Source organism: Desulfovibrio sp. JY (assembly GCA_021730285.1).
GTDB lineage: Bacteria > Desulfobacterota > Desulfovibrionia > Desulfovibrionales > Desulfovibrionaceae > Solidesulfovibrio.
Map to the genome: position 1 here is coordinate 3,452,599 of CP082962.1, position 25,204 is coordinate 3,477,802.

General features: G+C 61.2%; 19 protein-coding genes, 2 tRNA genes and 1 pseudogene. 10 read left to right on the plus strand and 12 right to left on the minus strand.

Features of this window, described 5'->3' with window-relative positions; genetic code table 11:
- Nucleotides 1-38: 38 nt before the first annotated feature.
- Nucleotides 39-518: a cyclic nucleotide-binding domain-containing protein gene (locus K9F62_15385; GenBank protein UJX40077.1), complete on the minus strand. Its 480-nt coding sequence runs from the start codon at nucleotides 516-518 to the stop codon at nucleotides 39-41.
- 360 nt (nucleotides 519-878) lie between these two features.
- Here K9F62_15385 and K9F62_15390 point away from each other — a divergent pair, with 360 nt between their 5' ends.
- On the plus strand, nucleotides 879-2,087 hold the full coding sequence (locus K9F62_15390; protein ID UJX40078.1) for a patatin-like phospholipase family protein: 1,209 nt from the start codon (nucleotides 879-881) through the stop codon (nucleotides 2,085-2,087).
- 222 nt (nucleotides 2,088-2,309) lie between these two features.
- Here the strand turns inward: K9F62_15390 and K9F62_15395 are convergent, their stop codons facing one another.
- The gene (locus K9F62_15395; protein UJX40079.1) at nucleotides 2,310-2,762 is read right to left on the minus strand and encodes a hypothetical protein; all 453 of its coding nucleotides are present in this window, start codon (nucleotides 2,760-2,762) and stop codon (nucleotides 2,310-2,312) included.
- Nucleotides 2,763-2,957: 195 nt separating this feature from the next.
- Nucleotides 2,958-3,024, minus strand: a tRNA-Leu gene (locus K9F62_15400).
- Nucleotides 3,025-3,142: 118 nt separating this feature from the next.
- Between K9F62_15400 and K9F62_15405 the strand changes: the two are divergent.
- The 5 genes and pseudogenes from K9F62_15405 (at nucleotide 3,143) to K9F62_15425 (ending at nucleotide 8,899) form a co-directional block, all read left to right on the plus strand.
- Nucleotides 3,143-3,451, plus strand: a pseudogene (locus K9F62_15405) (transposase).
- 205 nt (nucleotides 3,452-3,656) lie between these two features.
- Complete coding sequence (locus K9F62_15410; GenBank protein ID UJX43223.1) at nucleotides 3,657-5,750, plus strand: copper-translocating P-type ATPase; 2,094 nt, start codon at nucleotides 3,657-3,659, stop codon at nucleotides 5,748-5,750.
- A gap of 218 nt (nucleotides 5,751-5,968) precedes the next feature.
- Nucleotides 5,969-6,250: an SHOCT domain-containing protein gene (locus K9F62_15415; GenBank protein ID UJX40080.1), complete on the plus strand. Its 282-nt coding sequence runs from the start codon at nucleotides 5,969-5,971 to the stop codon at nucleotides 6,248-6,250.
- A 126-nt stretch (nucleotides 6,251-6,376) separates the two neighbouring features.
- Nucleotides 6,377-8,170: a protein kinase gene (locus tag K9F62_15420; GenBank protein ID UJX40081.1), complete on the plus strand. Its 1,794-nt coding sequence runs from the start codon at nucleotides 6,377-6,379 to the stop codon at nucleotides 8,168-8,170.
- 21 nt (nucleotides 8,171-8,191) lie between these two features.
- Nucleotides 8,192-8,899: a protein phosphatase 2C domain-containing protein gene (locus K9F62_15425; protein ID UJX40082.1), complete on the plus strand. Its 708-nt coding sequence runs from the start codon at nucleotides 8,192-8,194 to the stop codon at nucleotides 8,897-8,899.
- A 594-nt stretch (nucleotides 8,900-9,493) separates the two neighbouring features.
- On the opposite strand, the gene K9F62_15430 is transcribed toward K9F62_15425, so the two are convergent.
- The 8 genes from K9F62_15430 to K9F62_15465 form a co-directional block, all read right to left on the minus strand.
- The gene (locus tag K9F62_15430; protein ID UJX40083.1) at nucleotides 9,494-9,769 is read right to left on the minus strand and encodes a calcium-binding protein; all 276 of its coding nucleotides are present in this window, start codon (nucleotides 9,767-9,769) and stop codon (nucleotides 9,494-9,496) included.
- A gap of 33 nt (nucleotides 9,770-9,802) precedes the next feature.
- Nucleotides 9,803-10,828 (minus strand): histidine kinase, encoded by a 1,026-nt coding sequence (locus K9F62_15435; protein UJX40084.1) that lies wholly within the window; start codon nucleotides 10,826-10,828, stop codon nucleotides 9,803-9,805.
- A 4-nt stretch (nucleotides 10,829-10,832) separates the two neighbouring features.
- On the minus strand, nucleotides 10,833-14,759 hold the full coding sequence (locus tag K9F62_15440; protein ID UJX43224.1) for an efflux RND transporter permease subunit: 3,927 nt from the start codon (nucleotides 14,757-14,759) through the stop codon (nucleotides 10,833-10,835).
- An 18-nt stretch (nucleotides 14,760-14,777) separates the two neighbouring features.
- Nucleotides 14,778-17,066 carry an efflux RND transporter periplasmic adaptor subunit gene (locus K9F62_15445; GenBank protein ID UJX40085.1) on the minus strand — a complete coding sequence of 763 codons (2,289 nt, stop codon included), beginning with the start codon at nucleotides 17,064-17,066 and terminating at the stop codon, nucleotides 14,778-14,780.
- 23 nt (nucleotides 17,067-17,089) lie between these two features.
- Nucleotides 17,090-18,445, minus strand: a complete 1,356-nt coding sequence (locus tag K9F62_15450) for a TolC family protein (GenBank protein ID UJX40086.1) — start codon at nucleotides 18,443-18,445, stop codon at nucleotides 17,090-17,092.
- Nucleotides 18,446-18,867: 422 nt separating this feature from the next.
- On the minus strand, nucleotides 18,868-19,536 hold the full coding sequence (locus K9F62_15455) for a type II toxin-antitoxin system RelE/ParE family toxin (GenBank protein ID UJX40087.1): 669 nt from the start codon (nucleotides 19,534-19,536) through the stop codon (nucleotides 18,868-18,870).
- 214 nt (nucleotides 19,537-19,750) lie between these two features.
- A tRNA-Met gene (locus tag K9F62_15460) sits at nucleotides 19,751-19,827 on the minus strand.
- An 84-nt stretch (nucleotides 19,828-19,911) separates the two neighbouring features.
- A complete protein-coding gene (locus K9F62_15465; protein UJX40088.1) occupies nucleotides 19,912-20,709 on the minus strand; it encodes an undecaprenyl-diphosphate phosphatase in 798 nt (265 codons plus the stop codon).
- A 117-nt stretch (nucleotides 20,710-20,826) separates the two neighbouring features.
- On the opposite strand from K9F62_15465, the gene K9F62_15470 reads away from it, so the two are divergent.
- On the plus strand, nucleotides 20,827-21,018 hold the full coding sequence (locus tag K9F62_15470; protein ID UJX40089.1) for a hypothetical protein: 192 nt from the start codon (nucleotides 20,827-20,829) through the stop codon (nucleotides 21,016-21,018).
- Here the strand turns inward: K9F62_15470 and yihA are convergent.
- Nucleotides 20,987-21,619: a ribosome biogenesis GTP-binding protein YihA/YsxC gene (gene yihA / locus K9F62_15475; protein ID UJX40090.1), complete on the minus strand. Its 633-nt coding sequence runs from the start codon at nucleotides 21,617-21,619 to the stop codon at nucleotides 20,987-20,989. The two genes, K9F62_15470 and yihA, sit on opposite strands and share 32 nt — an antisense overlap.
- A 71-nt stretch (nucleotides 21,620-21,690) precedes the next feature.
- Between yihA and K9F62_15480 the strand changes: the two genes are divergently transcribed.
- Genes K9F62_15480 through K9F62_15490 form a run of 3 tightly spaced genes read left to right on the plus strand, consistent with a single transcriptional unit; the run spans nucleotide 21,691 to nucleotide 25,129 of the window.
- On the plus strand, nucleotides 21,691-22,164 hold the full coding sequence (locus tag K9F62_15480; protein UJX40091.1) for a 3-dehydroquinate dehydratase: 474 nt from the start codon (nucleotides 21,691-21,693) through the stop codon (nucleotides 22,162-22,164).
- 9 nt (nucleotides 22,165-22,173) lie between these two features.
- Nucleotides 22,174-22,731: an elongation factor P gene (efp, locus tag K9F62_15485; protein UJX40092.1), complete on the plus strand. Its 558-nt coding sequence runs from the start codon at nucleotides 22,174-22,176 to the stop codon at nucleotides 22,729-22,731.
- Entirely contained in the window at nucleotides 22,718-25,129 is a 2,412-nt protein-coding gene (locus K9F62_15490) for a DNA translocase FtsK 4TM domain-containing protein (GenBank protein UJX40093.1), read from the plus strand. Before efp ends, K9F62_15490 begins: the two co-directional genes overlap by 14 nt.
- Nucleotides 25,130-25,204: the final 75 nt, after the last annotated feature.

Genomic DNA, 25,204 nt, shown 5'->3' on the forward strand with positions numbered 1-25,204 from the left:
GAAAAGGGGCGTTGCCCCTCTTGCAGTTTCCCCTTTTCCTAGGCCAGCAAACCCACGAAGCGCCCCGTCACCTGGCGCAGGCGGCGGCTGAGGACCTGGCCCACGGCGAAAAGGACCTTGATGGCCAGTTGCGGCTGTTCGGCGGCCAGGGCGTCGAACTGCTCGCGGGTCAGGACCAGGAGGCGCACGTCGGTCTTGGCCACCACCGTGGCCGAACGCGGCTCGTTGTCGAAAAAGGCGATCTCCCCGATGACGGCGTCACGGCTCAGGTCGATGATGTGCCGTTCGGGCGCGCCGGTATCCTCTTTCTGGATGGTCACCACGCCCTCTTCCATGAAGGCCAGGGAATTGGCCTTGCGGCCTTCCTGAATAACGACCGTGCCGGCCGGAAAGGCGCTTTCCTGAAGGTAGGCGGCAAGGAGCCGGACTTCCTCGGCGGTGAAACCGGCCGCGAGTTTGAGGCTGCCGAGGTGCGTGGCGATGGTGGCGATTTCCGCTTCCCGTTGTCCCTGTTCCACATGGGCCTCCCCGACGGCCGCCATGCCGGCGACGTGTTTCGCGAGTTTTTGCCAGCCGTCCGCTGGGGCATCGTATACTCCTTTGCGGCAAGAAAAAAGGTCGAAAGGGCCGGTTGTGGTTCTTTACGCCGCTGGCATGCGACGATGGGGCTAGAGCGTGCACGGACTGTTACAACGCCGTCACATGGCGCAATCACGACCCGACCGGCTACCGCCGGTGAAAATGGGATAATACGGCATCAGGCGCTTGGCGAGACGGACTCTGTTATCGCGTTGTGACAGGGGGCGTTGTATTGTTGTGCCTTCGGTTGCCTCGGCGAACCTTCTCATGTACGGAGGGGAACCTATAACGGAGGATTCATGGTCAAGCGCATCGTCGGCTGGTTTTTGGTTTTCGTCTGCATGGTTTCCCTGGCCGGTTGCGGTGCGGCGCGGAAACGGCATCCGCTTATCGACCCCAATGCCCAGGAATTGTCCGTCATGGGCATGCGCAACGTGCGGGATTGGGGGGATGCGCTTTCGCCCATGCTCCAGAAAAGCCTCATTACGGGGGCGCGCCAATACGCCGCCTGGCGCAAGGCCAACAACCTTGGCCCGGAAAAGGATTTGTACCTGCTGGCCCTGTCCGGCGGTGGTGCGGACGGCGCTTTTGGCGCGGGTGTGTTGTGCGGCTGGACGGACAAGGGGGACCGGCCCGAATTTCGTGTGGTGACGGGCGTCTCCACGGGAGCTTTGTCCGCGCCGTTCGCCTTTTTGGGCAAAAAATACGACTCGGTTTTGCGCAAGCTGTATACCAATATCCAAACCAAGGATATTTTCTTTCTCAAAAGCATCTGGGACATCATCCGGGGTGATTCGGTGGCGGATACCGGACCGCTCAAGAAATTGGTCGAAACCGCTGTCACGCCGGAAATGATGGCCGAACTGGCCCGGGAACATGCCCGGGGCCGCCGGCTTTTCATCGCCACTACCAACCTGGACGCCCAGCGCAACGTGGTCTGGGATATCGGGGCCATCGCCTCCTCGGGCAATCCCAATGCCCTCGAGTTGATCCACAAGGTCCTGATCGCCTCGGCTTCCATTCCGGTGGCCTTCCCGCCGGTGTATATCCCGGTGGAGAAAAACGGCGAAACCTTCGACGAAATGCACGTGGACGGCGGGGTGATTTCGCAGTTCATCGTCTACGACGCGTATCTGCTGCCCAAGGAGATCGCGGAGGATACCCATGCCATGGCGGCCTACGATGCGCTGCACAAGCATGTCTGCATCATCGTCAACAACAAGCTCGGCCCGGTCAGCGAATCCGTACGGCCGCGCCTTGCCCCCATCGCGTTGCGTTCCATTTCCACGTTGATCAAGTCCCAGGCCAAGGGCTCGCTTGCCTACAGCTATCTGCTGACCAAGCGTGACGGTATGACGCTTGATTACATCGTCATTCCGGAAAATTTCGACAGCCCCAACAAGGAGCCCTTCGACCCTGCGGCCATGCGCAAGACCTTCGACATGGGCTATGCCCTGGGCAAGGAAGGCAAGGGCTGGCAATCCCTGCCCCCGGGCTACGTGGAGTAGCAGGGCGGCGCGCCTGGTCGATGCCTGAGGCGCTCATCGTTACAGACGGAAAAGGCCCGGAGGTTTGCCTCCGGGCCTTTTTTTGTCGGGGAGCAAAAAAGCTATGGCAAGTGTGGCTCAATCCCCGTCTTTCAGGCTGGAAGGGCCACAGCCGTCCCCGGATCATGGCGCAGGCCGGATTGCAACCGGCGTCGCGATGGTCGGCCGCGTTCCGGGCCGTATTCAGGGAGCGGGCTTGACGTCGCGGGTCACCGAGACGCCCGCCAGTTCGCGGTCCTTCGCGTCGAGGGCCGTCACCTTGACCTGCATCTTTTTCGGCATCTCCTTGGGGCAGGGCATCTGGTTCGGGCCGTAGAGCGACCCCTTGGGGACCATGGCCTGGGCTCCGTTGATGTACAGGCCCCTGTCGGTGGTCTGGAACCCGAAATCCTGGTTGAAGATTTCCGTCCCGAAATCGAAGTCCAGCACCTTCACATTGAGCTTCTTGGTCTTGGGCGGAACGCCGTGGATGCGCATCTCGGGCGAAACGTTCTGGCACATGTCCACCGCCTTGAAGCCGACATCCACGCCGAAGCCCTTGGCGAAATCCATGCCGTCGCTCGATTTGGGCGCGCAGCCCGCCATGATCGGCAACATCGTCAAGGCCGCAATGAGCAGCAGTCGCAACGGGTTCATGAAGTCTCCTTGTTGTCGTCGTTTTGGGCCTTCGACCGCGTCGTGGCAACGGATACGGCCAGGCCGGTCGTGGAGACGATAGCACGGGGCGGCGTGTTTTTGAACTCCGGAAACGGGGGCGTCGGGCCAAACCTTTTCGGCCCGCAAAAGAAAAAGCGGCCCAAGGGGGTGCCTTGAGCCGCGTTGTTGTCTGGTAGCGGAGGGAGGGAATTGAACCCCCGACACTGCGGATATGAGCCGCAGTAACCTTGCTTATTTCCCCAACAATGCTAGGTTCTATGCGGGTTGACTATTTTTCAACTACCATGGATTAAAGGATAATAGGGAATTTTGGGGAAGACTGAGAAAGGAACGGGGACCAAAAAATTTGGCCCACCTCACTGGAGGACGGTCGGCTGCGCCCGGACAACAACCTGGCAGAAAACGCTATCCGCCCCTTTGCCGTGGGTCGCAAGAACTGGCTCTTCTCAGGCCACCCACGCAGGGCCGACGCCTCGGCCACCCTGTACTCCCTCATCAAGACCACCAAGGCCAGCGACCTGGAGCCGTACCGTTATCTGCGTCACCTCTTCGAGCTCTTGCCTACGGCAACTTCCGACGCCCAGCGCAAGGCCCTTCTGCCACAGTATATCGATCCCAATAGCCTGATTATCCCTGCCTTAACTTCTGCCGTCTTCCGATTGCCCTGACAAGATGCGCCTTATTGAGCGCTTACGGGTCAAGCTTGACCGCGTCAGGCAAAGGGGGTGTTATATAAAAAACTTTTCGCTTTTCTGGACATCCCCAGGGAAGCGGTAGGCCAAGGAGGCGGACATGCCTGCGACCCCTCATGACGGCTACGGCCATACAGTGCCTCCCAGGAGTGGAGGAACGACTCTCGAATACACGTGCCCCATGCACCCGGAAGTGCGCCAGTCCGGCCCTGGGACCTGCCCCAAATGCGGTATGGCTTTGGAGCCGGTCCAGCCTGTCTCCGCGGAAGAGCCCGACCCGGAATACCACGACATGGCGCGTCGATTCGTGGTGGCGGCCATCCTGGCCGTTCCGGTCCTGGCACTGGCCATGGGCAACATGCTGCCGGGGCGCCCCATTGACAGGCTGCTGTCGCCACGGGTCCAGCAATGGTTGGAACTGGTCCTGGCCACGCCGGCCATCCTCTGGGCCGGCTGGCCCTTCTACCAACGGGCTTGGGATTCTCTCCTCCGTCGCAACCTCAACATGTTTACCCTGATCAGTCTGGGGGTGACGGCGGCGTACGGCTACAGCCTGGTGGCCCTGTTCTTTCCTGAGGTCTTTCCCCCCTCCATGCGCGTGAATGGTCTGGTGGAGGTGTATTTCGAGGCCGGGACGGTCATCGTGGCCCTGGTGCTCATGGGGCAAGTCCTGGAGCTTCGCGCCCGGCGTCGCACGGGTTCGGCAATGCGCGCTCTGCTTGAACTGGCCCCGGCCACGGCCCGGCGCATTGGCTCGGACGGCTCCGAAGAGGAGGTCCTTCTGGAGATGGTGGCTGCGGGCGACCAGCTGCGGGTCCGGCCCGGGGAAAAGGTGCCGGTGGATGGGGTCGTTCTCGAAGGCAAGAGCCAGGTGGACGAGTCCATGATCACCGGCGAACCTGTTCCCGTGGCCAAGGCCCCCGGGGATGCACTGGTGGGGGCCACGGTCAACGGCACCGGCAGCCTGGTCATGGAGGCCCGCAAGGTTGGATCGGAAACGCTGCTGGCTCGGATCGTTGCCATGGTCTCCGAGGCCCAGCGCAGCCGGGCGCCGATCCAGAACCTGGCCGATGCCGTGTCCGGCTATTTCGTGCCCACGGTCATCGGCGTGGCCGTACTGGCGTTTGTCGCCTGGATGCTTTGGGGCCCGGACCCCAGGTTGTCCCATGCCCTGGTGGCGGCGGTGTCCGTGCTCATCATCGCCTGTCCCTGCGCCCTGGGCCTGGCCACGCCGGTGTCCATCATGGTGGCCACGGGCAAGGGGGCCAGCCTGGGGGTGCTTTTCCGAGACGCAACCGCCATCGAAACCCTGCGAAAAGTCGATGTTCTGGTGGTGGATAAAACCGGAACCCTGACCGAGGGCAAACCCAGGCTGACGGAAGTTATCCCGACCGGGAATCGGGAGGAAGCGGATCTGCTTCGTTTTGCCGCCAGCTTGGAGCGCGGCAGCGAACACCCGCTCGCCGAGGCCGTGCTCGCCGGGGCCAAAGAGCGTGGCGTGACCCTGGCCGAGATGCGGGACTGGGAGTATCGGATCGGGATGGGCGTGACCGGGGTGGTCGAGGACAAGCGGGTGGCCCTGGGCAACCAGGCCCTGCTCGCGGAATTAGGTGTGGACGCCTCCAGTCTGGAAGGAAAAGCGGAATACTTGCGTACCCAAGGCCGCACTGTGGTCTATTTGGTGGCGGACAAGGAACTGGTCGGGCTTTTGGGTGTGGCCGATCCCGTCAAGACGACGTCGGCCGAGGCCGTGCGGGACTTAACCATAGCGGGGGTGCGCGTATTCATGCTCACGGGCGACACCCAGGCAACGGCCAAGGCAGTGGCGAATCAGCTCGGGATCAAGGACGTCCTGGCCGGGGTGCTTCCCGGGCAAAAGGCCGACAAAGTCCGGGAGCTCATGGCCCAGGGGCACATGGTGGCCATGGCCGGCGATGGCATAAACGATGCCCCGGCCTTGGCGGCGGCCCATGTGGGCATCGCCATGGGCACGGGCACGGACGTGGCCATGGAGAGCGCTGGGGTAACCCTGGTCAAGGGCGATTTGCGCGGCATCGTCCGGGCCAGACACTTAAGCCAGGCCACCATGCGCAATATCCGTCAAAACCTGTTTTTCGCTTTCGTTTACAACGCGCTGGGAGTTCCTTTGGCTGCGGGTGTCCTCTTCCCGAGCCTGGGAATCCTGCTCAGTCCTATGATCGCGGCTGCGGCTATGAGTGTGAGTTCGGTGTCGGTGTTGGCCAATGCCCTGCGTCTACGAAGCCTGAAATTTTGACCTCAGCCCGAGCAGGTCTTTTCCTGGGATGACGTGGAAGAGACGAGTCCGTTGCCGATGGAAAGCCCATGGCGCCCTGCGCCGCAGGCGACAGCGCTACGGCGTCCGCGTGATCTTGCCCATGAGAAAAGAGGATCGCCGACCAGATGTAAAGGAGGCGTTTTGAATGACGAATGCGGCGCGCCACAGGGACGATCATAAAGTCAAGGAGACTGTTAATGAATGAAATTACAGAGCTTTTATCAGGGCATCTCCCCACTGCCCAGTTCGGAAGCATGCCAGGTGGGGGCGGGTATGGCGGCTGGAACATGATGTCGGGGTCGTTTGGAGGATTGACAATGATTGTTCTTCTCATTGTGGCCATCCTTGTCATTTACCTCTTGGTACGGGGAAAGAATGGCAATACCGAGACCCCTGTGGACATCCTGAAAAAGCGCTATGCCAGGGGAGAACTCAGTAAAGAGGAGTATGAAAGACTTCGTAAAGACATCGAGGACTAAGACCTTTGGCCACGTGCTGTTGTATCGCTTGCGTGAACCGAAGAACTCGTCCATTAACCGATAAACCGAACAACATGCCACCAGTGGAGACCTCCTCACGATTATTGCAATGCGTAAGGTGCGACCATGTCACATGAGTACGAAGTTGAGGAATTGAAGAAGGATCCGCTCCTCGAAGAACATACCGTGATAAACGGTAAATGGGAAATCCTTGGCCACATCGCCACAGGCGGAAAAGGCGAAGTCTACTTGGCGAACCAAGTCAATTTGGATCGCAAGGTTGCACTTAAAATTATGTCCAGAGCGTTTCTAGAAAGTCTGGAGGGCAATGAGGAGGAATTAAAGGCTGAATTGGATCGCTTTCGGCGCGAGGTCAAAGTCATGGCCCGGCTTCGCCATGCCAACGTGCTTCAAGTTTTCGATTTCGATCATGTGATTATCGACGGAAACCCGCTCGATTATATCGCCATGGAATACGTTCCGGGCTCGACGCTCAAGCTGACCATGCCCGAAGAGGGGTTTGGCGACGATGAAAACCGCATCAAGCACTGGATCAGGCAGTATTTCATCTCAGTTTTGGACGGGGTAGAAGCCATTCACGCCGCAGGTATCATTCATCGGGACCTCAAGCCGACCAATGTGCTCCTGGACGATGAAGTTCCCAAAATCGCCGATTTTGGCTTGGCCGGAGGAAATTTCGCGGACGATATCACCCGGACGCATCATATCCTCGGTACCATGCCTTACATGCCCGAGGAACAGTTCATGGATTTGGCCATGACCGATGCACGGGCCGACGTCTACGCCCTCGGGAAGATCCTTTATGAAGCCGTCATCGGTAAACTGAACCGGGATAACAGCCCACCGTTCAAGACAGCGTCCCTGCCTTCTCCACAGACGCCATTCATGAAGCATCTGGATAGACTGATCCAGCAAGCCACGGCGAAAGACAAGAATATACGAACCCCATCGGTCAAAGTTTTGCGTGCAAGTTTGCGGGAGCTTATCGGCGAGCAAGGACAGGAGCTTCCAAGAAGAACAGGCGTACGGATCTGGATTGGGGCGACGGTTCTACTCCTTCTCTGCCTGGGGGCCGGACTTTGGTATCATTTCGCGGCGATGCAGCCGTCGAATGAGGGGCCGTCACCTGCCTTCGTTTCCATGAAGTCGATTCCCGGGACGCAAGGAATGACTGTCCAACAAGAACCTCCGATATTTAAAAAGGGAAAACCGCTTCCGAAAATTCTCCTGGGACTGGACGAGGCGAATCTGCGCCTTATTCCGGGAACGAGTGCTCCAGCTCCGTTCTATATAGGAGAAACCCAGGTCACCAACCATCAATTTGTCGAATTTTTGCGCAAAGTCCAAAATATCAGCGTGCAAGATGGCGCTGTTATGCATGACGGTGAAATATGGCTTCTTCTTGGAGAAGTGTTGGAAGGTTACGAGCCGATCATGTACCATGATGGTAACTTTGTTATGTCTCCAACAGCCGCCTCGAATCCTGTCGTTCGTGTCACCGCCTTTGGCGCGGCAGCGTATGCCCGGTTTTATGGGCGTACATTGCCGAAAAAATCGCAATGGGAATATGCAAAAAAAGAAGGAGACAGGATTGCCGGAGCTTCTTCGGGCGGCACAGCGAATCCTGTCGCAAGGCGGATTGCACCGACCACCGATGCAGCAAAAAGAACGTTGTTCCCGGTGGGGGATTTGCAGCCTGATACATTAGGCGTGCGTGGACTGGGGCAAAATGTACGAGAGTGGGTCACTGTCACCGGGCAAGCGGGTGATCTTGAGTACCATATCGTCGGCTTGGAACAGGAAACAAATGTGCCGGAGACGCATTACAGACGCCAGCCCTGGGAGGCGTTTGCCGATGTTGGTTTTCGTACGGCCGTGACACCGCGTTGGCACGATTGAACGGTCAATCAGGGAGATGGCGTGGAAGTTTTTGCTGCGACCGATATAGGCCTCACGCGGAAGCGGAATGAAGACCGTTATCTCGTGATGCATCTGCAAAGTGGGGGGCTGCTGGCGGCCGTGGCCGACGGCATGGGTGGCGAGGCGAGCGGGGACAAGGCAGCCCAAGTCGCCGTGGATATCCTCAAGCAACAAAGCAGCCTGCCTGAGCCCATAGATGTCAGTCTGGCGTCAGTTCTCAAGGAGGCCGATGCCGCAATCGTTCGGTTGGTTGTCGCGAATCCAGCGTTGGAAGGAATGGGAGCGACGGTTACGAGCGCCGTTGTTGCGGATGGTAAAGTGTATTGGGCGCATGTCGGTGACAGCCGCCTTTATCTGTTGCGCAACAATATGCTCAAGCAGATTACAACCGATCATAGCTTCCTTCAGACATTTCTCGATGAAGGCACCATGACACCGGAGCAGGTCGCAAAACACCCCTTTCGCAATGTTCTCGATCAGTGCGTCGGGTGCTCGGAATGCTCGCCGGACCACGGCATTTTTGAAGCTATTCAAGGAGATTGTATTCTGCTTAGCAGTGACGGTCTTCATAGGTATGTCCCTGAAAAAGAAATCTTATCGATCCTTCGTTTGGGCGATACATCGAAAAAGTGTGTTTCAATGTTGATTGCCGCTGCGCTCAAGCACGGCGGAAATGATAATATCACTGCTCTTGTTGTTAAGATGTAGCATCCGGCTTGCAAAAAATAAAAATGCTGCAAATTTCGTAGAATGAACTATGTAGTACAAATGCAAGAGCCTGCACTTCGGATAGATATATCGAAAAATTATGCTCGCTGCTTGCACAAAGCAGCACAGGGGCCACTGGGTGGACAAGGTCCGGTGGGAAAATAGATTTTTCTCCCATACCCCCCCCCAGTTGGTTTGGCCGGGAAAGACCCCAGTGCCGTGCTATGCGTCTGCGCAGCGGTCCTCTCCTACAGGCCGTACCCGTTTCACGCAGGCGAGCGTTTCTCGTATTTTCGTCACGCGGGAAGTCTTGGCTCGCTGCATACGTTGGCAACCTACACAGGCATGGCTGGCTCATTCATATCAGCCAACATAGCCAACTTCAATTGCTTGTTCTGGCAGGGCATAAGACCACATGATTGTCATAGATACAGTTATGTAAGCCTTCTCCTGTTGTCTACTAGGTGATGTAAACACGCCATGAGGCGTTCATCGAGCTCCATGCGCTCTTCTGTGATCGCTTCCGCCAAACCGCCAAGACACTTCCCGCGTGATCAAATAGTATTAACGTGACTGTTAGCTAGCTTCCTTTTCTCACATCTTCATGCCTGTCTTTCCCTTGGCCTCGTAGGCCTTCCACTCTTCGGGACTGAGTTTGCCGTCATGATTGGTGTCAGCCTCGTCGAACTGTTTGTCGGCGTCGGGCCCCATCATTTTGTATTCGTCCTTGGTCAGGACGCCATCCTTGTTCTTGTCCATGTACTTGAAGTGGGCGTCGGGCTTGGCCGTATTCTGGGCGTGAGCCAGCGGGGCCACGGCCAGAAGGCCCAGGGCCAGGGCCGGCACGAGCGCTTTCATGATTTCCTTCATGGGATGGTCTCCTTTGCGTTGCAACGTGATGCGCTATTTGCGGGCAGCGGCGTCAAAGCCTTCCAGAGGCTCGTCCCCCGCCCGTTCCCTGGGGATATGCAGATGGAAGGCGGCTCCTTGGCCAAGTTTGCTCTCCACCGCGATGTCCCCTCCGATGTCCTTGAGGAACTTCTTTGTCGAGGCCAGGGTCAGGCCGTGGCCGCCCGGCTTCGTGCTAAAAAAAGGCAGGAATATCTTCGTCAAATGTTCCGGCGGGATGCCGCGTCCGTTGTCGCGCACTGTGAGTCGGCACATCTGCCCCTGGTGGGAAACGTCGATGGTCACGCTGCCCCCGGAGGACGAGGCCTCGATGGCGTTTTTCACCAGGGCGTCAAGGATCCCGCCAAAATCCTCGGACACGGCGCGGGTGCGGCATCCCGATGGCCCCGTGGCAGCCGTCAGCCCGACGCCGGCCTTGCGCGCCGTCTCCTGAAGCCGGGCCACGCTTTTTTCCGCCAGTTCGCCCAGGTCGAGGGAGATGGGGGAAAGTTGGGTCGTTGGCACAAAGCGCATCAGGGCATAGAGCAGATGATCCAACCGGTCGATTTCACCCAGGATATCGGCTCGAGGCTCAGGTGTCGCGAAACAGTTCTCCGTGCGGGAGAGCCGGCGCAGGGAAGCGGCCACGTCCTGCACCTCCAGGCCGATGGCCGAGGCGGCCCGCCCGAGCAAGGCCATCTTCTCGGCCGCGAGCTTTCGTTCCTGCTCCCTGGCCCGTCGGTCCTCCACCCAGCCCACCATCAAAGCCACCACGTTGAACATGAGAAGCTGGGCCACCACCGTGTACGGCGTGTCGTGGACCATTTTGCCGGCCAGGATGGGCGGCAGGTACAACAGCGTGATGCACAAAGAGGTGGCCAGGGCCACACGCAGACCGAACCAGAAGCCGGCCAGCAGAATGGGGATGAAATAGAGTTCGCGATGCAGCAGGTGCACGGCGGGATGGCCTCCGGCCGTGCCGTAGTGCAGAGCCGTAATGACGGCCACCAGCAAGGCAAGGGTGATTATTTTTGCGCGCATGGCTTCAATCTTCCTCGTCTGCCCCGTTGGTTTCAGCTCGGGGAGGGCTCCGCTTTTTGAGGTTGCGCTCCTCCACCCAGCAATAAAGGATGGGAACGATGAACACGGACAGGATGGCGATGGTCATGCCGCCAAAAGACGGAATGGCCATGGGCACCATGATGTCCGCGCCCCGTCCCCGGGAGGTGAGAATCGGCAGCAACGCCAGGATGGTGGTGGCTGCGGTCATAAGCGCCGGCCGAATGCGTCGTTTGGCCCCTTCCAGCACGGCCAGGCGCACCTCGGCCACGGATTCGTGCCGGTGTCCGGTCAGGCTCTGGTCCAGGTAGGTGGCCATGAGCACGCCATCGTCGGCGGCGATGCCGAAAAGCGCCAGGAATCCCACCCAGATGGCGACACTGAGGTTGATGGGGCGCACCTGGAAGAGTTCCCGCATGGACGTGCCGAACACATGGAAATTGAGGAACCAGTCCTGACCGTAGAACCAGATCATGAGAAAACCGCCCGACCAGGCCACCAGGATGCCCGAAAAGACGAACAAAGCCGTGCGTGTGGAGCGGAACTGGAAATAGAGGATGAGGAAGATGACGGCGAGCGACAAAGGCAGAACGATGGAGAGGCGTTTCTGGGCCCGAATCTGGTTTTCGTAATTACCGGCGAACACGTAAGACACGCCGGAGGGAAGATTCAACTCGCCGGTCTGGCGCATGTGATCGAGGTAGGCCTTGGCCTGCTCCACCACGTCCACCTCGGCGAAACCGGGTTTCTTGTCGAAGAGCACATAACCGGTCAGGAACGTGTCCTCGCTTTTGATCACCTGGGGGCCGCGCACGTAGCGGATCGAGGCAAGTTGCTCGAGGGGGATCTCCTGGCCGCCCGGAGCGGAGACCAGGATTTTTTTCAGGTCCGGGAAATCGTCGCGAAGCTCCCGCATGTAGCGCACCCGCACCGGATAGCGTTCCCGCCCTTCCACGGTGGAGGTCAGGGGCATGCCGCCGATGGCCGTCTGGATGACGTCTTGTACCTGACCGATCATGATGCCGTAGCGGGAGATGGCATCGCGGTCGATGACGATCTCCAGGTAGGGCTTGCCCACGATGCGGTCGGCGATGACCGCGTCGGCGGCCACGGAGGGCACCTGCTTGAGCAGGCGTTCGATCTGCAGGCCCACGCCCTCGATGGCTTCGAGGTTGGGGCCGTGGATCTTGATGCCCATGGGGGCGCGCATGCCGGACTGGAGCATGACCAGGCGGGCGGCGATGGGCTGGAGCTTGGGAGCCGAGGTCATGCCGGGGACGCGGGCGGCGGCGACGATGGCCTCCCAGATGTCGTTTGGCGTCTTGACGCCCGGCCAAGCCTTGCGGTTGGGATTGAGCTGCGGGTCGAGGGCCGGCCGCCAGAGGCGAAACGGCCTGCCGCCTTCTTCCGGGATGAGTTTCCCGGCCGCGTCGCGCACGAAGGTGCCGTGGACGAGATACGGCAGGCCGTCCGGCCCGGACTGGGGACGGCCCTCCACGCTACGAAAATAATCCACCCGATCGGGGTCGAACTTGAACTGGAGTCGGTTGCCCGAGGCGTCCTCCAGGTATTCGGGCTTATAATTGATGACCGTCTCGATCATGGAGATGGGCGCCGGGTCCAGGGGCGTTTCGGCCCGGCCGAGCTTGCCCACGGCCATTTCCACTTCCGGCAGGGCCAGGATGGATTTATCCTGCATGGCCAGCATGGTCTCGACCTCGGACAGGGCGGCATGGGGCATGGTGGTCGGCATGTACAGGAACGCCCCTTCGTCCAAGGGCGGCATGAATTCCTTGCCGAGCCCCGGGAAAATCCGGGCCAGGGCCGCGCCCGGCCCCGAGAGCCGGAGCGGCTCGGGCAGCCAGCCGAACACCGTGGGGAAGCCCATCCAGGTGACGGCTCCCAGAATGACCACGGCGGCCGGCAGCAGGAGGAAGGTCCGCTTGTGGTGCAAAAAAACGGCCAAAAGCAGCGGATAAACGTGCTGGAAGGCCTGGAAGCACAGCATGATGCCAAGGATCACCCCGGCGGTGAAAAGCACATTGAGGAAGGTTCCCTTTTCAGGTCCCAGCGGCAGCCAGTGTTCGGCCAGGACCGTGGTCACGGCCAGCACGACGATGGCGTTGTCCAGAATGCGCAGGACCTTGCCCAGGCGCGGCAGGCGGTCTTCCAGGACGAGACGTGCGGCCAGGTAGAAAAAGAGCAACCCCACCCACCATTTGACGACGACGAGCGCGGCCAGCCCCACGGCGGCGAAAACGGCCGGCCAGGCCAGACGCCGGGCCAGCGGCCGTTTGCCGGCCGGCCTGGCATGCCGGAACAGAACATGGGCCAGCACCGGCAGCACGGTCACGGCCACCACGATGGAGGCGAGCAGGGCGTAGGTCTTGGTGAAGGCCAGGGGCTTGAAGAGCTTGCCCTCGGCCCCTTGCATGGAAAAGACCGGCAAGAAGCTGATGATGGTCATGGACACGGCCGTCAGCACCGCCCCGCCGACCTCGGCGGCAGCCCGCGCAACCAGGTCCAGCTTGTCGGCCCCGGGCGGGGCTTCGTCGAAATGCTTGAGGATGTTCTCGCAAACGATGATGCCGACGTCGACCATGACGCCGATGGCGATGGCGATGCCGGAAAGGGCCACGATGTTGGCGTCGACCCCGGTCAGCTTCATGGCGATGAAGGTCATGAGGATGGCCAGGGGAAGCAGCGAGGAGATGACCAGGGAACTGGCCAGGTGCATGACCGAGACCACCACCACGATGACCGCCACCAGGGTCTCTTCCACCAGGGCGCTGTTCAAGGTGCCAAGTGTCTCGTGGATAAGCCCGGTGCGGTCGTAAAACGGCACGATGGTCACCTTGCTGACCCGGCCGTCGGGCAGGACCTTGGACGGCAGGCCCGGGGTGATCTCCGCGATCTTCTCCTTGACGTTCTTGATGGTGGTGAGCGGATTGGCCCCGTAACGCACCACCGCCACGCCGCCGACGGCCTCGCTGCCGCCCTTGTCCAGCGCTCCCCGGCGCAGGGCCGGCCCCTCGTGGACATGGGCCACGTCCCGCAGGCGGATGGGCTTGTTGTCGCGAGCGGTGACGACGGAATTTTCCAGGTCTTTTACGCCCTTTAAAAAGCCGATGCCCCGGATCACGTATTCCGCGCCGTTGCGTTCGATGGTGCGCGCCCCGACGTCGAGGTTGGACATGCGCACCGCCCCGAGCACGGCCTCCAGGCTCACCCCGGCGGCGCGCAACGCGTCGGGGTCCACGTCCACCTGGTACTCCTTGACGTAGCCGCCAACCGAGGCCGCCTCGCTCACCCCTTCGGCCGAGGCCAGGGCGTAGCGCACGTACCAGTCCTGGATGGAGCGCAGCTCGGCCGGGTCCCAGCCCCCGGCGGGATTGCCGTCCTTGTCCCGGCCTTCCAGGGTGTACCAGAAGATCTGGCCCAAGGCCGTGGCGTCCGGTCCGAGCATGGGGGTGACGCCCGTGGGCAGGGTGCCGGGCGGCAGGCTGGAGAGTTTTTCCAGCAGCCGCGAGCGCGACCAGTAGAACTCCACGGAATCCTGGAAGATGACGTAGATGCTGGAAAAGCCGAACATGGAGAAGCTGCGCACGGTCTTGACGCCCGGGATGCCGAGCAGGGCCACGGTCAGCGGGTAGGTGATCTGGTCCTCCACGTCCTGGGGGGAACGCCCCGACCATTGGGTGAAGACGATCTGCTGGTTTTCGCCGATGTCCGGAATGGCGTCCACGGGCACCGGATTGCGCGGCACGCCGAGCAGATCCCAGTCAAACGGGGCCACCATAGCGCCCCAGGCCACAACGAGGACGACGAAGAGCAGCACCGGCAGCCGGTTATGCAGACAAAGACGAATGATCCGTTCCATGAGGCCGGGACGGTCGTCCGGACGAGGCGGCATGGGCGTCGTGGTCATGGCCTACTTTCCCGGGGCGATCTGCCCTTTGACCTCGCCGCAATCGCCCATTTCCGGCCCGAGGTAGGGGTTCTTCACGGTCTTGTCCGGGGAAATCCAGGTCGCGCCCTGGCCGTCGAAGGCCATGGGGCAATAGATTTCGAAGTACGGTCCCTTGGCCGCGCCCAAATGAGCCAGGGCCTGGGTCAGCCCCTTGGAGAACGGCTTGAAGCCCTTGCGGACGCCTTCCAGGTCCTTTGCCTTGGCCATCTCGGCCAGGCCCGCGTCGATATCGGTCTTGTCCGCCATCCAGGCCTTATGGGCGTCTCCGGACAGGGCTTCCATGGGCACGGCCGGCACGGCCTTGCCCAACTCCTGGACCGCCGCCCGTGATTTGACCAGATCATTTCGGGCCAGGGCCAGTTGCAGCTTCGTGTAGGCGGCCATGACCGTGTCGAACGCCTTACGGAAGGCCGGTGGGGCCTCGATCACGGCTTTCGGCGCTTGGGGCGCGGCTGCCGGGAGGGGCGGCGGAGGGGTTCCGGTCGACGACACGTTTTCCTGTGTCGTCCCCGACGCCTTGGTAGCGCCATGCGTCATGGGCAAGGGGAACATGTCCATGGTCCGTTTCCAGTCGGCGGCCAGTTCCGCCAGACGGCGCTTGACTTCGTCCAGGGAGACAGACTCTCCCCCGACCACGGCATCGTTGCCGAGCAGCATGGACAGCTCCGACCACATGCCGGCAGCAGGACCGGTGAGAGAACGCGGGTCGACCTCCAACACGGCCTGCTTGAAGTCGCCGAAGGCCTCCTTGGCCTTGGCCAGATCGCCGGAGGCCGTCGCCTTGCCCAGTGCGTCGTAGGCCGCGCCCACGGGCGCAAGTTGCTCCAGGAAGGCCGGCACAACGGTCGCAGCCGCCTTAGCCTCGCCCTGCGCCGGTTGCATGCCGCCGGCCGCGCCGCCTTCGGGATTCATCATGCTCGGCTTGGCCTCAATCTGGGCCGCGCTGTCGATCATGAAACTTCCCCGGGTCACCACCCGCTCGCCTTCCGGCAGGCCGTTTTGCACCACGTAATAGGCTCCGGCCCGGGGGCCGAGCACGACCTCCCGGCCGGTAAAGACGCCCTCCTTGCCGGGGTCGGCCACGTAGACTACCGCCCGCTTGCCCGTGACCAGGGGCGCGGATTCGGGAATGACCAGGGGCTGTTGTCCACGCGCCGCCGGAGTCTGCTGCAGGCCGTGGACCAGCATGCCGGGCTTGAGCGCGCCATCGGGATTGGGGACTTCCAGGCGTACCCGCACGGTGCGGGTCGTGTTGTTGAGGAATGGATCGATGAAGACCACCTTACCGGTGAAGACCCGCCCCGGCAGGGCCTCGGCCTCGAACCGGGCCACATCGCCCACATGCACCCAGGGCAGGTCCTTTTCATAGGCGTCGAGTTCCACCCAGACCGTGCGCAGGTCGGCGATGGAGAAAAGCCGCGCCCCAGTAGCGACGTAAGCCCCTTCCACCACGTCCTTGCGCACGACCACGCCACCCACGGGCGCGGTGAGCAGCACATGGTCCATGGGCGCACCGCGCGAAACAGCGGCCGCGATCTGGGCCGGGGACAGGCCGAGCAGGCGCAACTTCTCCCGGGCGGCCCGTTCGGTGGCGGCCGCCGCCTCGCGAATGGCAGCGTTGTCGCTCGATCCGAACCGGGCCGAGGCCTTGCCGGCCTCTACCAGTTCGCTTTGGGCGGCCAAAAGTTCCGGGCTGTAGATCTCCGCCATCTTCTGGCCCTTGGCCACGGTCACGCCGGTCTGGTCCACATAGAGCTTGTCCAGCCGGCCGGGTACCCAGGCGGTAATGGTGGCCATGGTGGATTCGTCGTAAGCCACCTTGCCGAAAAGCCGTGTGTCCACGTCCACGCCAAGACGCCTGACCGGGACCGTCTCCACCTGGGCCAGGGCCAGGGCGCTCGGACTCAGCGTCACTTGGCGCAGGCTGGCGGCAACGCCCGAACCGGTTTCGGATTTGTGGGCCGGCACAAGGTCCATGCCGCAGATAGGGCACTTGCCGGGCTTGGGCAGGCGTATCCAAGGATGCATGACGCAGGTCCATTCCACGGCCTTTTGCCCCGTGCCTTCGCCATGGTCGTGTCCGGCGGCAGGCGTCGTTGCGGGCACCGCGTCCGTTGGCGTCGGGGGCGTCGTCGGCGACCGGCCGGAACCGCGAAGCAGATAGCCGAGCGCGAAGGCCACAAGGAAGACAACTCCGAGTGCAATGGCCAGGGTACGGAATTTAGGCTTTCTGTCGGCGTCGACGGACATGGATGTTCTCTCCCTGGCCGAGGTTATTTGACGGACCCCGAATAGGCGCTCAGCGATTGCAGGGAACCATAGACCGTGTAGGACACGTCCTCGCCCACGAGCATGTCGATCTCGGCCAGGCGTTGGGCCTGGGTAGCCAGGGCACGGATGTGGTTGAGTTCGAATTCGAGAAGGCTGCGCTGGGTGTTGACGAGGTCGGCGAATCCGGCCCGGCCGGCCTGGTAGGACGCCAACATGGCGGCCAGGGTCTGCTGGGCTTTGGGGATCAGAACCTTTTGGTACAGCTCGATTTTGCGGGCGGCGTCGCGGTAGTTGTACAGGGCGAGCTTGAGATCGGCCGCAAGCTTCTCGGCCAAACCCTCCCGATCGGCCACGGCGGCTGTCTCCCGGGCCTTGGCCTCCCGGATGGCGGCCCTTCGCTTGCCAATCCACAAGGGAATATTCAGCGACACCGAGGCCACCCAGGCGTCCTTGCCCGAGTCGCGCGGCGGCGGGGAGGGCGAGGTCATCTTCTGGCTGCTCGCGTCGTAGCGGGAGACGTAATAACTGTAGGGACCGGTGATGATGGTCTCGATGCCGAAGGTCAGATCCGGGATGAAGTCCATCCGGGCCAGTGAACCGCCGATCTTTTCTTTCTTGGCCAGGTAGTCGTAGACCTTGAGCTGCGGATTGCGGTCATTGAGGGCCGCCAGCAGCTTTGTGTCGTCAAGCGTGACCCGCATGACCGGAATGTCCGGCGCGTCGGGAAGCGGAGCCTCCACGGGCCGGTTCATGACGGCATTCAAGGCTGCGGCCAGGGGATGTCGCAAGTCTTCCTGGGAGCGGTAGCGATCATCGAGTTTGTCGCGTTCCATCTGGATGCCGAGGAGGTCGCCATAGCCGGCAAGGCCCGCCGTGTAACGGGCCTTGACCACGCCTTCCAGGTAATCGAGCAGATCCCTGTTCTCCTTGGTCAGGGCAATGGCCCGTAGCAGGTAGGCGTATTCGAAATAGGTCTTTTTTACCTCATAAAACAGTGAAAGGCGCAGTGCGTCGAACCGGGCTTTTTCGGCATCAGCCAAAGCGGCCGCCGCGTCGCCCTTGGCGATCAGCTTGCCGATCCAGGGCAAAGTCTGGGTCAGGCCCAGGCGGGCATTTTGCGGGCCGACCCTGGTTTCCACGGGCACGATGAAATAGCCGAAGGTGAACCGGGGATCGGGCAGGGACATCTCCTGGGGAACGCGCTCCAGGGCGGCTTGGACACGCTGAAATGCGGCCTTGAGCCGTGTGTTTTTTTCAGCTGTTTCCTTGAGATAGACGCCGATGTCGGCCTCGGCTTTTTCCCCGGCGGCCTGGGCTCCAGCAGGGAGGACCGGCCCGGAGTCCCTCGTCTCACGCACCGGATGCGTCTTCGCGGCGTGGGCGGGCAAGACAAACGCCGCGAGAAGAAGGATTGCAAGCCCTTGCAGCCCTCTCAAGGCCGGTCGAAAAATTGCTTCTGCGAGATGGGGCATTGTCATTTCCCGGCGCGGCAGCGCCCATCCTGTCGGTTCTTGGCAAGACAAGAAAGACTCTTACTATGTTATATCCTTTTTTGTACAAACGTCCATCCTCCTGACCTGCCAGCGAATGACAATCAGGGATCAAAGAGTGCCATTCTCGGCCATCAGGGTGGTTAGCAGGGGACGATGTGTCTGACCTGGGATGAGATTCCCCGGGACCGGAGACTGCTTACTTCAGTCATTGTATGTCCCGAGCTAGGTATGTCTTTCCGAGGTCTAGGTGGTTTCTCTTGCTCCGAGCCTCGAAAAATAAATGAGCATTACACCGTGCAGCTTTCCCCGAAATCAAAACGAACAGGCTTTCCCACGATCTTACCAACTTTCAGTATAGTGGACAGAGTAATAGAAGTATTCTTTTCGTCCAAAATCTTATCTACGAATGAACGACTTATACCCATCATTTTGGCAACAGCAGTCTTGCTGATGTTGCGTGATTCCTTGTAATTTTGAAGCTTCCAAGCGATAACGCGCTTGATTGCGGTAGCTTCGCACTCTTCGTAGATTTCTTCCTCTTTCAAAAAATCGTCAAAAGATGAGCCGATACAGTTATTGTTTTCGGTTGTCATAATAGCTGCCCTCCAGTTTAAGAGATGCCAAGATTTTTTTCTTCTGTCTTTGGCAAGCTCCAAATTCGATTGAGGTGTCTTTTGCGTCTTTTTGACAAACCCATCTAGCAAATACATGCAACCACTTTCGACACAAAAAAGAACCCTGGCAATCGTACCGTTGGGAAAATCGGTGCGGACCTCGAAAATCCCGCTGCCCATGGGCCGGCATGTGGGCATACCGATGGGCCATCCGACCTCGACGGTAAAAATATCGTCGCCGGCAAGCCGCTGATGATCCTTGTTCAAGCCCTTGAGCCAGTCCCAAACGGGTTCATTGCCCGACGGGGTCCGATAGAAGTGGGCTTGAAGTCGCTTGTCCATGAAGAGAGGTGTACTTTTTTTAGTACAACAGCCAAGGGGGCTGGCAGGGGAGCCCAAAAGAAAAACGGGCCACCCCAGCCCGTTTTTTTATCCCAGCGCCCGAGCCGGCCATTTTCGCCAGCCCATTTGGCCCACTTTTGGCCAACTAACTCAGGAATAAATATGGGAAAAAGAAAAAAGGGGCTTACGATTTCTCGTAAGCCCCTGATTTTCTTGGTAGCGAGGGAGGGAATTGAACCCCCGACACTGCGGATATGAGCCGCATGCTCTAACCGTCTGAGCTACCTCGCCAGATGTCTCCGGCAGCGGAGAAAGGAGTCTTTAGCCGATCCGGCATGCCTTGGCAAGCCTTTTTCGTGGAAAATTTCGCAACCCCTATTTCGGCCAGAAGAAAAAGACCGTCGCCGCCAGGGCCAACCGGTACCAGGCAAAGGGCCGAAGCGACATGTGCTTGACCAGCACGATAAAGCCCTTGACCGCGACCAGGGCGGAGAGAAACGACACCACAAAGCCGATGCCTAGAATCCACAGATCGTCGGCGGAAAAAAGGGCCGCGCTCTTGTAGAAGTCGTACAGCGTGGCCGCGAACATCAGCGGCACGGCGGCGATGAAGGAATATTCCGCGGCCAGACCGCGCTTGGCCCCGAGCAGCATGCCGCCCATGATGGTGGCCGCCGAGCGCGAGAATCCCGGCCAGAGCGCCAGACATTGGAAGCAGCCGATGCCAAGCGCCAGTCCCGGCGTCATCTCGTCGAGGGTATAGAAGCGGTCCCGCTTCTTGCGGCTTTCCACCCAGAAGATCATGAGCGCGCCCACGGCCAGGGCCATGGCCACGGTGGTCGGCCCGAAGAGATAGGTCTTGATGGCCTTGCGGCTGGCCAGCCCCAAAAGCCCGGCCGGCAGCGACGTCAGAAAAAGCATCCACAAGCCGCGCGGGCCGGAAAAGGCGTGCAGCGGCTTGGGCGAAAGCAGCCACCAGAAGCGTTTCCAGTAGAGCACCACCACGGCCAGAATGGCCCCGAGCTGGATAATGACGTCGAAACTGTCGGCCTTGGCTCCGGTGAACCCGATGAGATGGCCGACGAGAATGAGATGGCCGGTGGAGGACACGGGCAAAAACTCGGTCGCTCCCTCGACAAGGCCGAGGATGGTGGCGGCAAGGGATTCGGTCATGGGAAAAGCTGCTCCTGGCGGGGAATATCCTGTATCCGGGCGGCTCTACCCGATGGCCGGGCAAGTTGCAAGCCGGCTTGTGCTCGTGTATGTCTTGGGACCGAGCAAGGAGGCTTCATGGCCACGATCATGCCCCAGGGCGAACTCATGCGACGCGCGGTCAAATGGGTCGACGCAAAACGTGCCGAAACCGATGAACCCTTGGCCGCGCTTTGCGAAAAGGCGGCCATACAGTTCAATCTCGGTCCCAAGAACGCGGCGTTCTTGGACGATTTTTTCAAGGAACGCAAGGAGCCGGGTCGGGACTAAGGGCGGCTTCGGCCAGGACGCGGCAAAGCGCCTCCCGGCCAAGCCCGGTCTTGCCGGAAAAAAGAATCGGCGGGAAGGCGGGTCGCGCCAGTTCCCGCCACTCTTTTTTTCGGGCTTCCCGGTCGCGCTGCTTGCATTTGTCGGCCTTTGTCAGCACCAGGAGCACAGGTATGTGCCGGGACCGTAGCCAGTCGACCAGCTCCACATCCAGGCGCTGGGGCGGCAGGCGGCAGTCGACAAGGGCGGTCACGGCCCGTAACTGACTGGTCTTTTTGAGATAGGCATCGATGAGCTTGGCCCATTTTGCCCGCTCGGCCAAGGAGCAGCGGGCGTAGCCGTAACCCGGCAGATCGACCAGGCAATAGCCGGCGGCCTGGGCCATGTAGAAGTTGAGGCTTCGGGTCTTGCCCGGCGTGGCGCTGATTTTGGCCAGCCCCTTGCGGCCGGCCAGACAGTTGACCAACGTCGATTTGCCGACGTTGGACCGGCCGGCCAGGGCGACCTGGGGCGCATCGACCACAGGGATCTGGTCGGTCAGGTAGGCGGTGGCCAGAAGGGCGAGACTGAGTTCCGTACGTGTTTTTTCCGTGGCGTTGTCCATCCGTGCCTTGTGACCGGCCCGGTTGCCCCCGTCAAGGCGGAGGATGCGCCCAACAGAATGAAGGAAGCAGCATGCGCAAGGTCCGATTGCTGGTGTTAAACGGTCCCAATCTTGGGTTTATTGGCGTGCGGCAGCCGGAAATCTACGGCCATCGCACCATCGAGGACCTGCCGGAAATGGTCCGGGAAATGCTTGGCGATAGCGTCCAGCGCCTGGAATTGCAGTTTCATCAGGCCAACAGCGAAGGGCATTGCATCGACCGGCTGGAGCAGGCCTGGAAGGACGGGCTGGACGGCATCGTCTTAAACGCCGGGGCCTACACCCATACGAGCCTTGCCCTGGCCGACTGCCTGGCCTGGATCGGCATTCCCTGCGTCGAGGTGCACATTTCCAATATTTTTGCCCGCACCGACGAGCCGTTGCGCCACAAGAGCCTGATCGGCCGCAACTGCATCGGCTGCATCGCCGGTTTCGGGCTGACCAGTTACGCCCTGGCCGTCATCGCCCTGTGGCGGCACATCACCGAAAATCCCAACTTCATCTAAGGAGATACGATGCTTTCCACTACCGACTTCCGTCGCGGACTCAAAATCGAAATGGACGGCGTGCCCTACGAAATCGTGGACTTCCTGCACGTCAAGCCCGGCAAGGGTGGGGCGTTTATCCGCACCAAGCTCAAGAATATGATCAACGGCCGGGTGGTGGAAAACACCTTCCGGTCCGGCGAAAAGATGATCAAGCCCGACCTCGAGAGCAAGGACATGCAGTACCTCTACCATGACGGCGAGGAATTCGTGTTCATGGACATGGAGAGCTACGAGCAGCTGCACGTGGGCAACGATCACCTGGGCGAGAAGGGCGGCTACCTCAAGGACGGCATGGAACTCAAGATGCTCCTCTACAAGGGCCAGCCCCTGGACATCGACCTGCCGGCCTCGGTGACGCTCGAGGTGACCGACACCGAGCCCGGGGTCAAGGGCGACACCGTCAGCGGCGCCAGCAAGCCGGCCGCTCTCGAAACGGGCATCTCGGTCAACGTGCCGCTGTTCGTCAACACCGGCGACAGGATCAAGGTGGATACCCGCACGGGCGAGTACATTGGCCGGGAATAACAAGGACGCCGGGAAGGATGCTCCCGGCGGTTTTCGCCTCTCCCGCGAGCTTGTCGGGTTGGCCGCGCTTTTCGTGGCCGCCTTTCTGTGCGTCGCGCTCTATACCATGAGCGACGGCGACCCCGGGTTCAACCAGTCCGTCACCCGTCGTGTCGTGGCCAACAAGGCCGGGCTGGTGGGAGCGTACGTGGGGGGGGCTCTGGCCGACTTGTTCGGCCTGTGGGCCTATCTGGTCCCCCTGGCCATCGCCTGGCGGGGACTGCGGTTCTTGGCCCCGGGCCTCAAGGTCCCGTTCTGGCGTGGGCTCGGGGCTTTTTTCCTGAGCCTTGTGCTGCTGGCCTTTCTGGGGTCGCCCTGGGGACTTTTCGGCCTAAGCCTCGGCAATGTGCGGGGCGGCGGCGGCGCCGGGCAGCATCTGTTCGGATTCTTGAATCGTTACTTGAGCTCGTTTGGCGCCTACTTTTTCCTGACGTTCGCCCTGATCGCCGCGATCCAGGTGACCTTCGGCCTCACCTGGACCAATTTCTGGCGGCCGGTGCTGGATGTGGCCAAGGAAAAAGGCTGGCAGCTTTATGATGCCTGGCAGGCTTGGCGCGAGGCGCGAGTCCAGGCTCGGGAGGCCGCGCGGGAGGAACGTCTGGCCCGGGAAGAGGCCTCACCGTCCCCTGGGCGCGAGAAAAAGCCGGCCAGGGAAAAACGTCCGCCCGCCCCGAAGAATGCGCCGGCCGTCGATGCCACGGCCGCACAGGCTCCGACCGAGGCCGTGGACCGCTTTCTCGACGCCATTGTCGGGCAGGTCGCCCGGCATGACGAACCGCCCGCCGCGCCACCGGCCGTCCCCAGGCCGGCTCCTTCGCCGCAGCCTGCGGAGCCGGTCATCCCTGCCGCGCCCAAGCCCGCGCCGGCTCGTGCGGCCAAGGCCCCGGCCAGGAAGTCCACTGCGGACGACAATCCCATGCCGCCGCTGGACCTGCTCTCCGTGCCGCCGCCGGCCGAGGCCGCGCCGGCCGACCCGGAAGTCTGCCGCCGACAGGCCGAAAGCCTTATCACGTGCCTGAGTGACTTCGGCATCCAGTGCGAGGTCACCCGGGTCATCCCCGGGCCGGTCGTCACCATGTTCGAGGTCAAGCCCGCGCCCGGGGTCAAGATCAGCCGTATCGTGGGCCTTTCGGTGGATCTGGCTTTGGCCATGAAGGCCCTGGCCGTTCGCATCGAGCCCCTCTCGGGCAAGGATACCGTCGGCGTCGAGATCCCCAACGCCCGGCGGCAGACCGTCTATTTCCGCGATGTGCTCGACACCGAGGCCTTCCGCGCCTCGCCCTCGAAATTGACCCTGGCCATCGGCAAGGACATCCAGGGGCGGCCGCAGGTGGCCGACCTGGCCCGCATGCCGCATCTGCTCGTGGCCGGCGCGACCGGCTCGGGTAAGAGCGTGTGCATCAACGGCATCCTGCTTTCGATTCTCTACAAGGCCACGCCCGACGAGGTGAAGCTGCTCCTGGTCGACCCCAAGCGCATCGAGCTTTCGGTCTACAACGACCTGCCCCATCTGGTGCATCCGGTGGTGACCGAGACGGCCATGGCCAAATCCGCCCTGGACTGGGCCGTGGCCGATATGGACCGCCGCTACGAGGCCATGGCGCTTCTGGGCGTGCGCAACATCGCCGGTTACAACGAAAAGCTGGCCAAGCTCGGGGACAACCGGCCCGAGGAGTTGGCGGGACTCGAACCGCTGCCCTATCTCGTCATCGTCATCGACGAACTGGCCGACCTCATGATGACCGCGGCCAAGGAAGTGGAAGTGAGCATCGTGCGCCTGGCCCAGCTGGCCCGGGCCGCCGGCATCCATCTTATTTTGGCCACCCAGCGCCCAAGCGTGGACGTGGTCACGGGGCTCATCAAGGCCAACTTCCCCACCCGCATCGCCTTCCAGGTGACGAGCAAGCACGATTCGCGCACCATTCTCGACGCCGTGGGCGCGGAATATTTGCTCGGGCGCGGCGACATGCTCTATAAGCCGAGCGGCGGCAAGACCACACGCATGCACGGCGCGTTCGTCTCGGACGAGGAAGCGGCGGCGGTGATCGAGCATTGGAAGAGCAAGGCCGCGCCCAATTACGCCCTGGATTTCAGCGACTGGCAAAAAAGCGCCGACGGCAATGGCGGCGGCGACTTCGGCGGCGGCGAGGGCGGCGACGACACCGCTTCGGACGCCGTCTATCCCCAGGCCGTGGAATTCGTCATGGAGCAGGGCAAGGCCTCCATTTCGCTCATCCAGCGCCGTTTTCGCATCGGTTTCAACCGGGCGGCACGGTTCATCGAACAGATGGAGCGTGACGGGCTGCTCGGCCCCCAGGAGGGCAGCAAACCCCGGGCCGTTATTCGGAATAAGGAATAGGGGAATGCCTCCGGCGGCCAGGGGGAAACTTTTTGAAAAAAGTTTCCCCCTGGACCCCCTTCAAAAAACTTTTAA

Coding starts and splice junctions, on each gene's coding strand:
- K9F62_15420 (UJX40081.1), top strand. CDS start 6,377: ATGTCACATGAGTACGAAGTTGAGGAATTGAAGAAGGATCCGCTCCTC.
- K9F62_15470 (UJX40089.1), top strand. CDS start 20,827: ATGGCCACGATCATGCCCCAGGGCGAACTCATGCGACGCGCGGTCAAA.
- K9F62_15465 (UJX40088.1), bottom strand. CDS start 20,709: ATGACCGAATCCCTTGCCGCCACCATCCTCGGCCTTGTCGAGGGAGCG.
- K9F62_15395 (UJX40079.1), bottom strand. CDS start 2,762: ATGAACCCGTTGCGACTGCTGCTCATTGCGGCCTTGACGATGTTGCCG.
- K9F62_15415 (UJX40080.1), top strand. CDS start 5,969: ATGAATGAAATTACAGAGCTTTTATCAGGGCATCTCCCCACTGCCCAG.
- K9F62_15440 (UJX43224.1), bottom strand. CDS start 14,759: ATGCCGCCTCGTCCGGACGACCGTCCCGGCCTCATGGAACGGATCATT.
- K9F62_15445 (UJX40085.1), bottom strand. CDS start 17,066: ATGTCCGTCGACGCCGACAGAAAGCCTAAATTCCGTACCCTGGCCATT.
- K9F62_15480 (UJX40091.1), top strand. CDS start 21,691: ATGCGCAAGGTCCGATTGCTGGTGTTAAACGGTCCCAATCTTGGGTTT.
- K9F62_15410 (UJX43223.1), top strand. CDS start 3,657: ATGCACCCGGAAGTGCGCCAGTCCGGCCCTGGGACCTGCCCCAAATGC.
- K9F62_15430 (UJX40083.1), bottom strand. CDS start 9,769: ATGAAGGAAATCATGAAAGCGCTCGTGCCGGCCCTGGCCCTGGGCCTT.
- K9F62_15455 (UJX40087.1), bottom strand. CDS start 19,536: ATGGACAAGCGACTTCAAGCCCACTTCTATCGGACCCCGTCGGGCAAT.
- yihA (UJX40090.1), bottom strand. CDS start 21,619: ATGGACAACGCCACGGAAAAAACACGTACGGAACTCAGTCTCGCCCTT.
- K9F62_15435 (UJX40084.1), bottom strand. CDS start 10,828: ATGCGCGCAAAAATAATCACCCTTGCCTTGCTGGTGGCCGTCATTACG.
- efp (UJX40092.1), top strand. CDS start 22,174: ATGCTTTCCACTACCGACTTCCGTCGCGGACTCAAAATCGAAATGGAC.
- K9F62_15390 (UJX40078.1), top strand. CDS start 879: ATGGTCAAGCGCATCGTCGGCTGGTTTTTGGTTTTCGTCTGCATGGTT.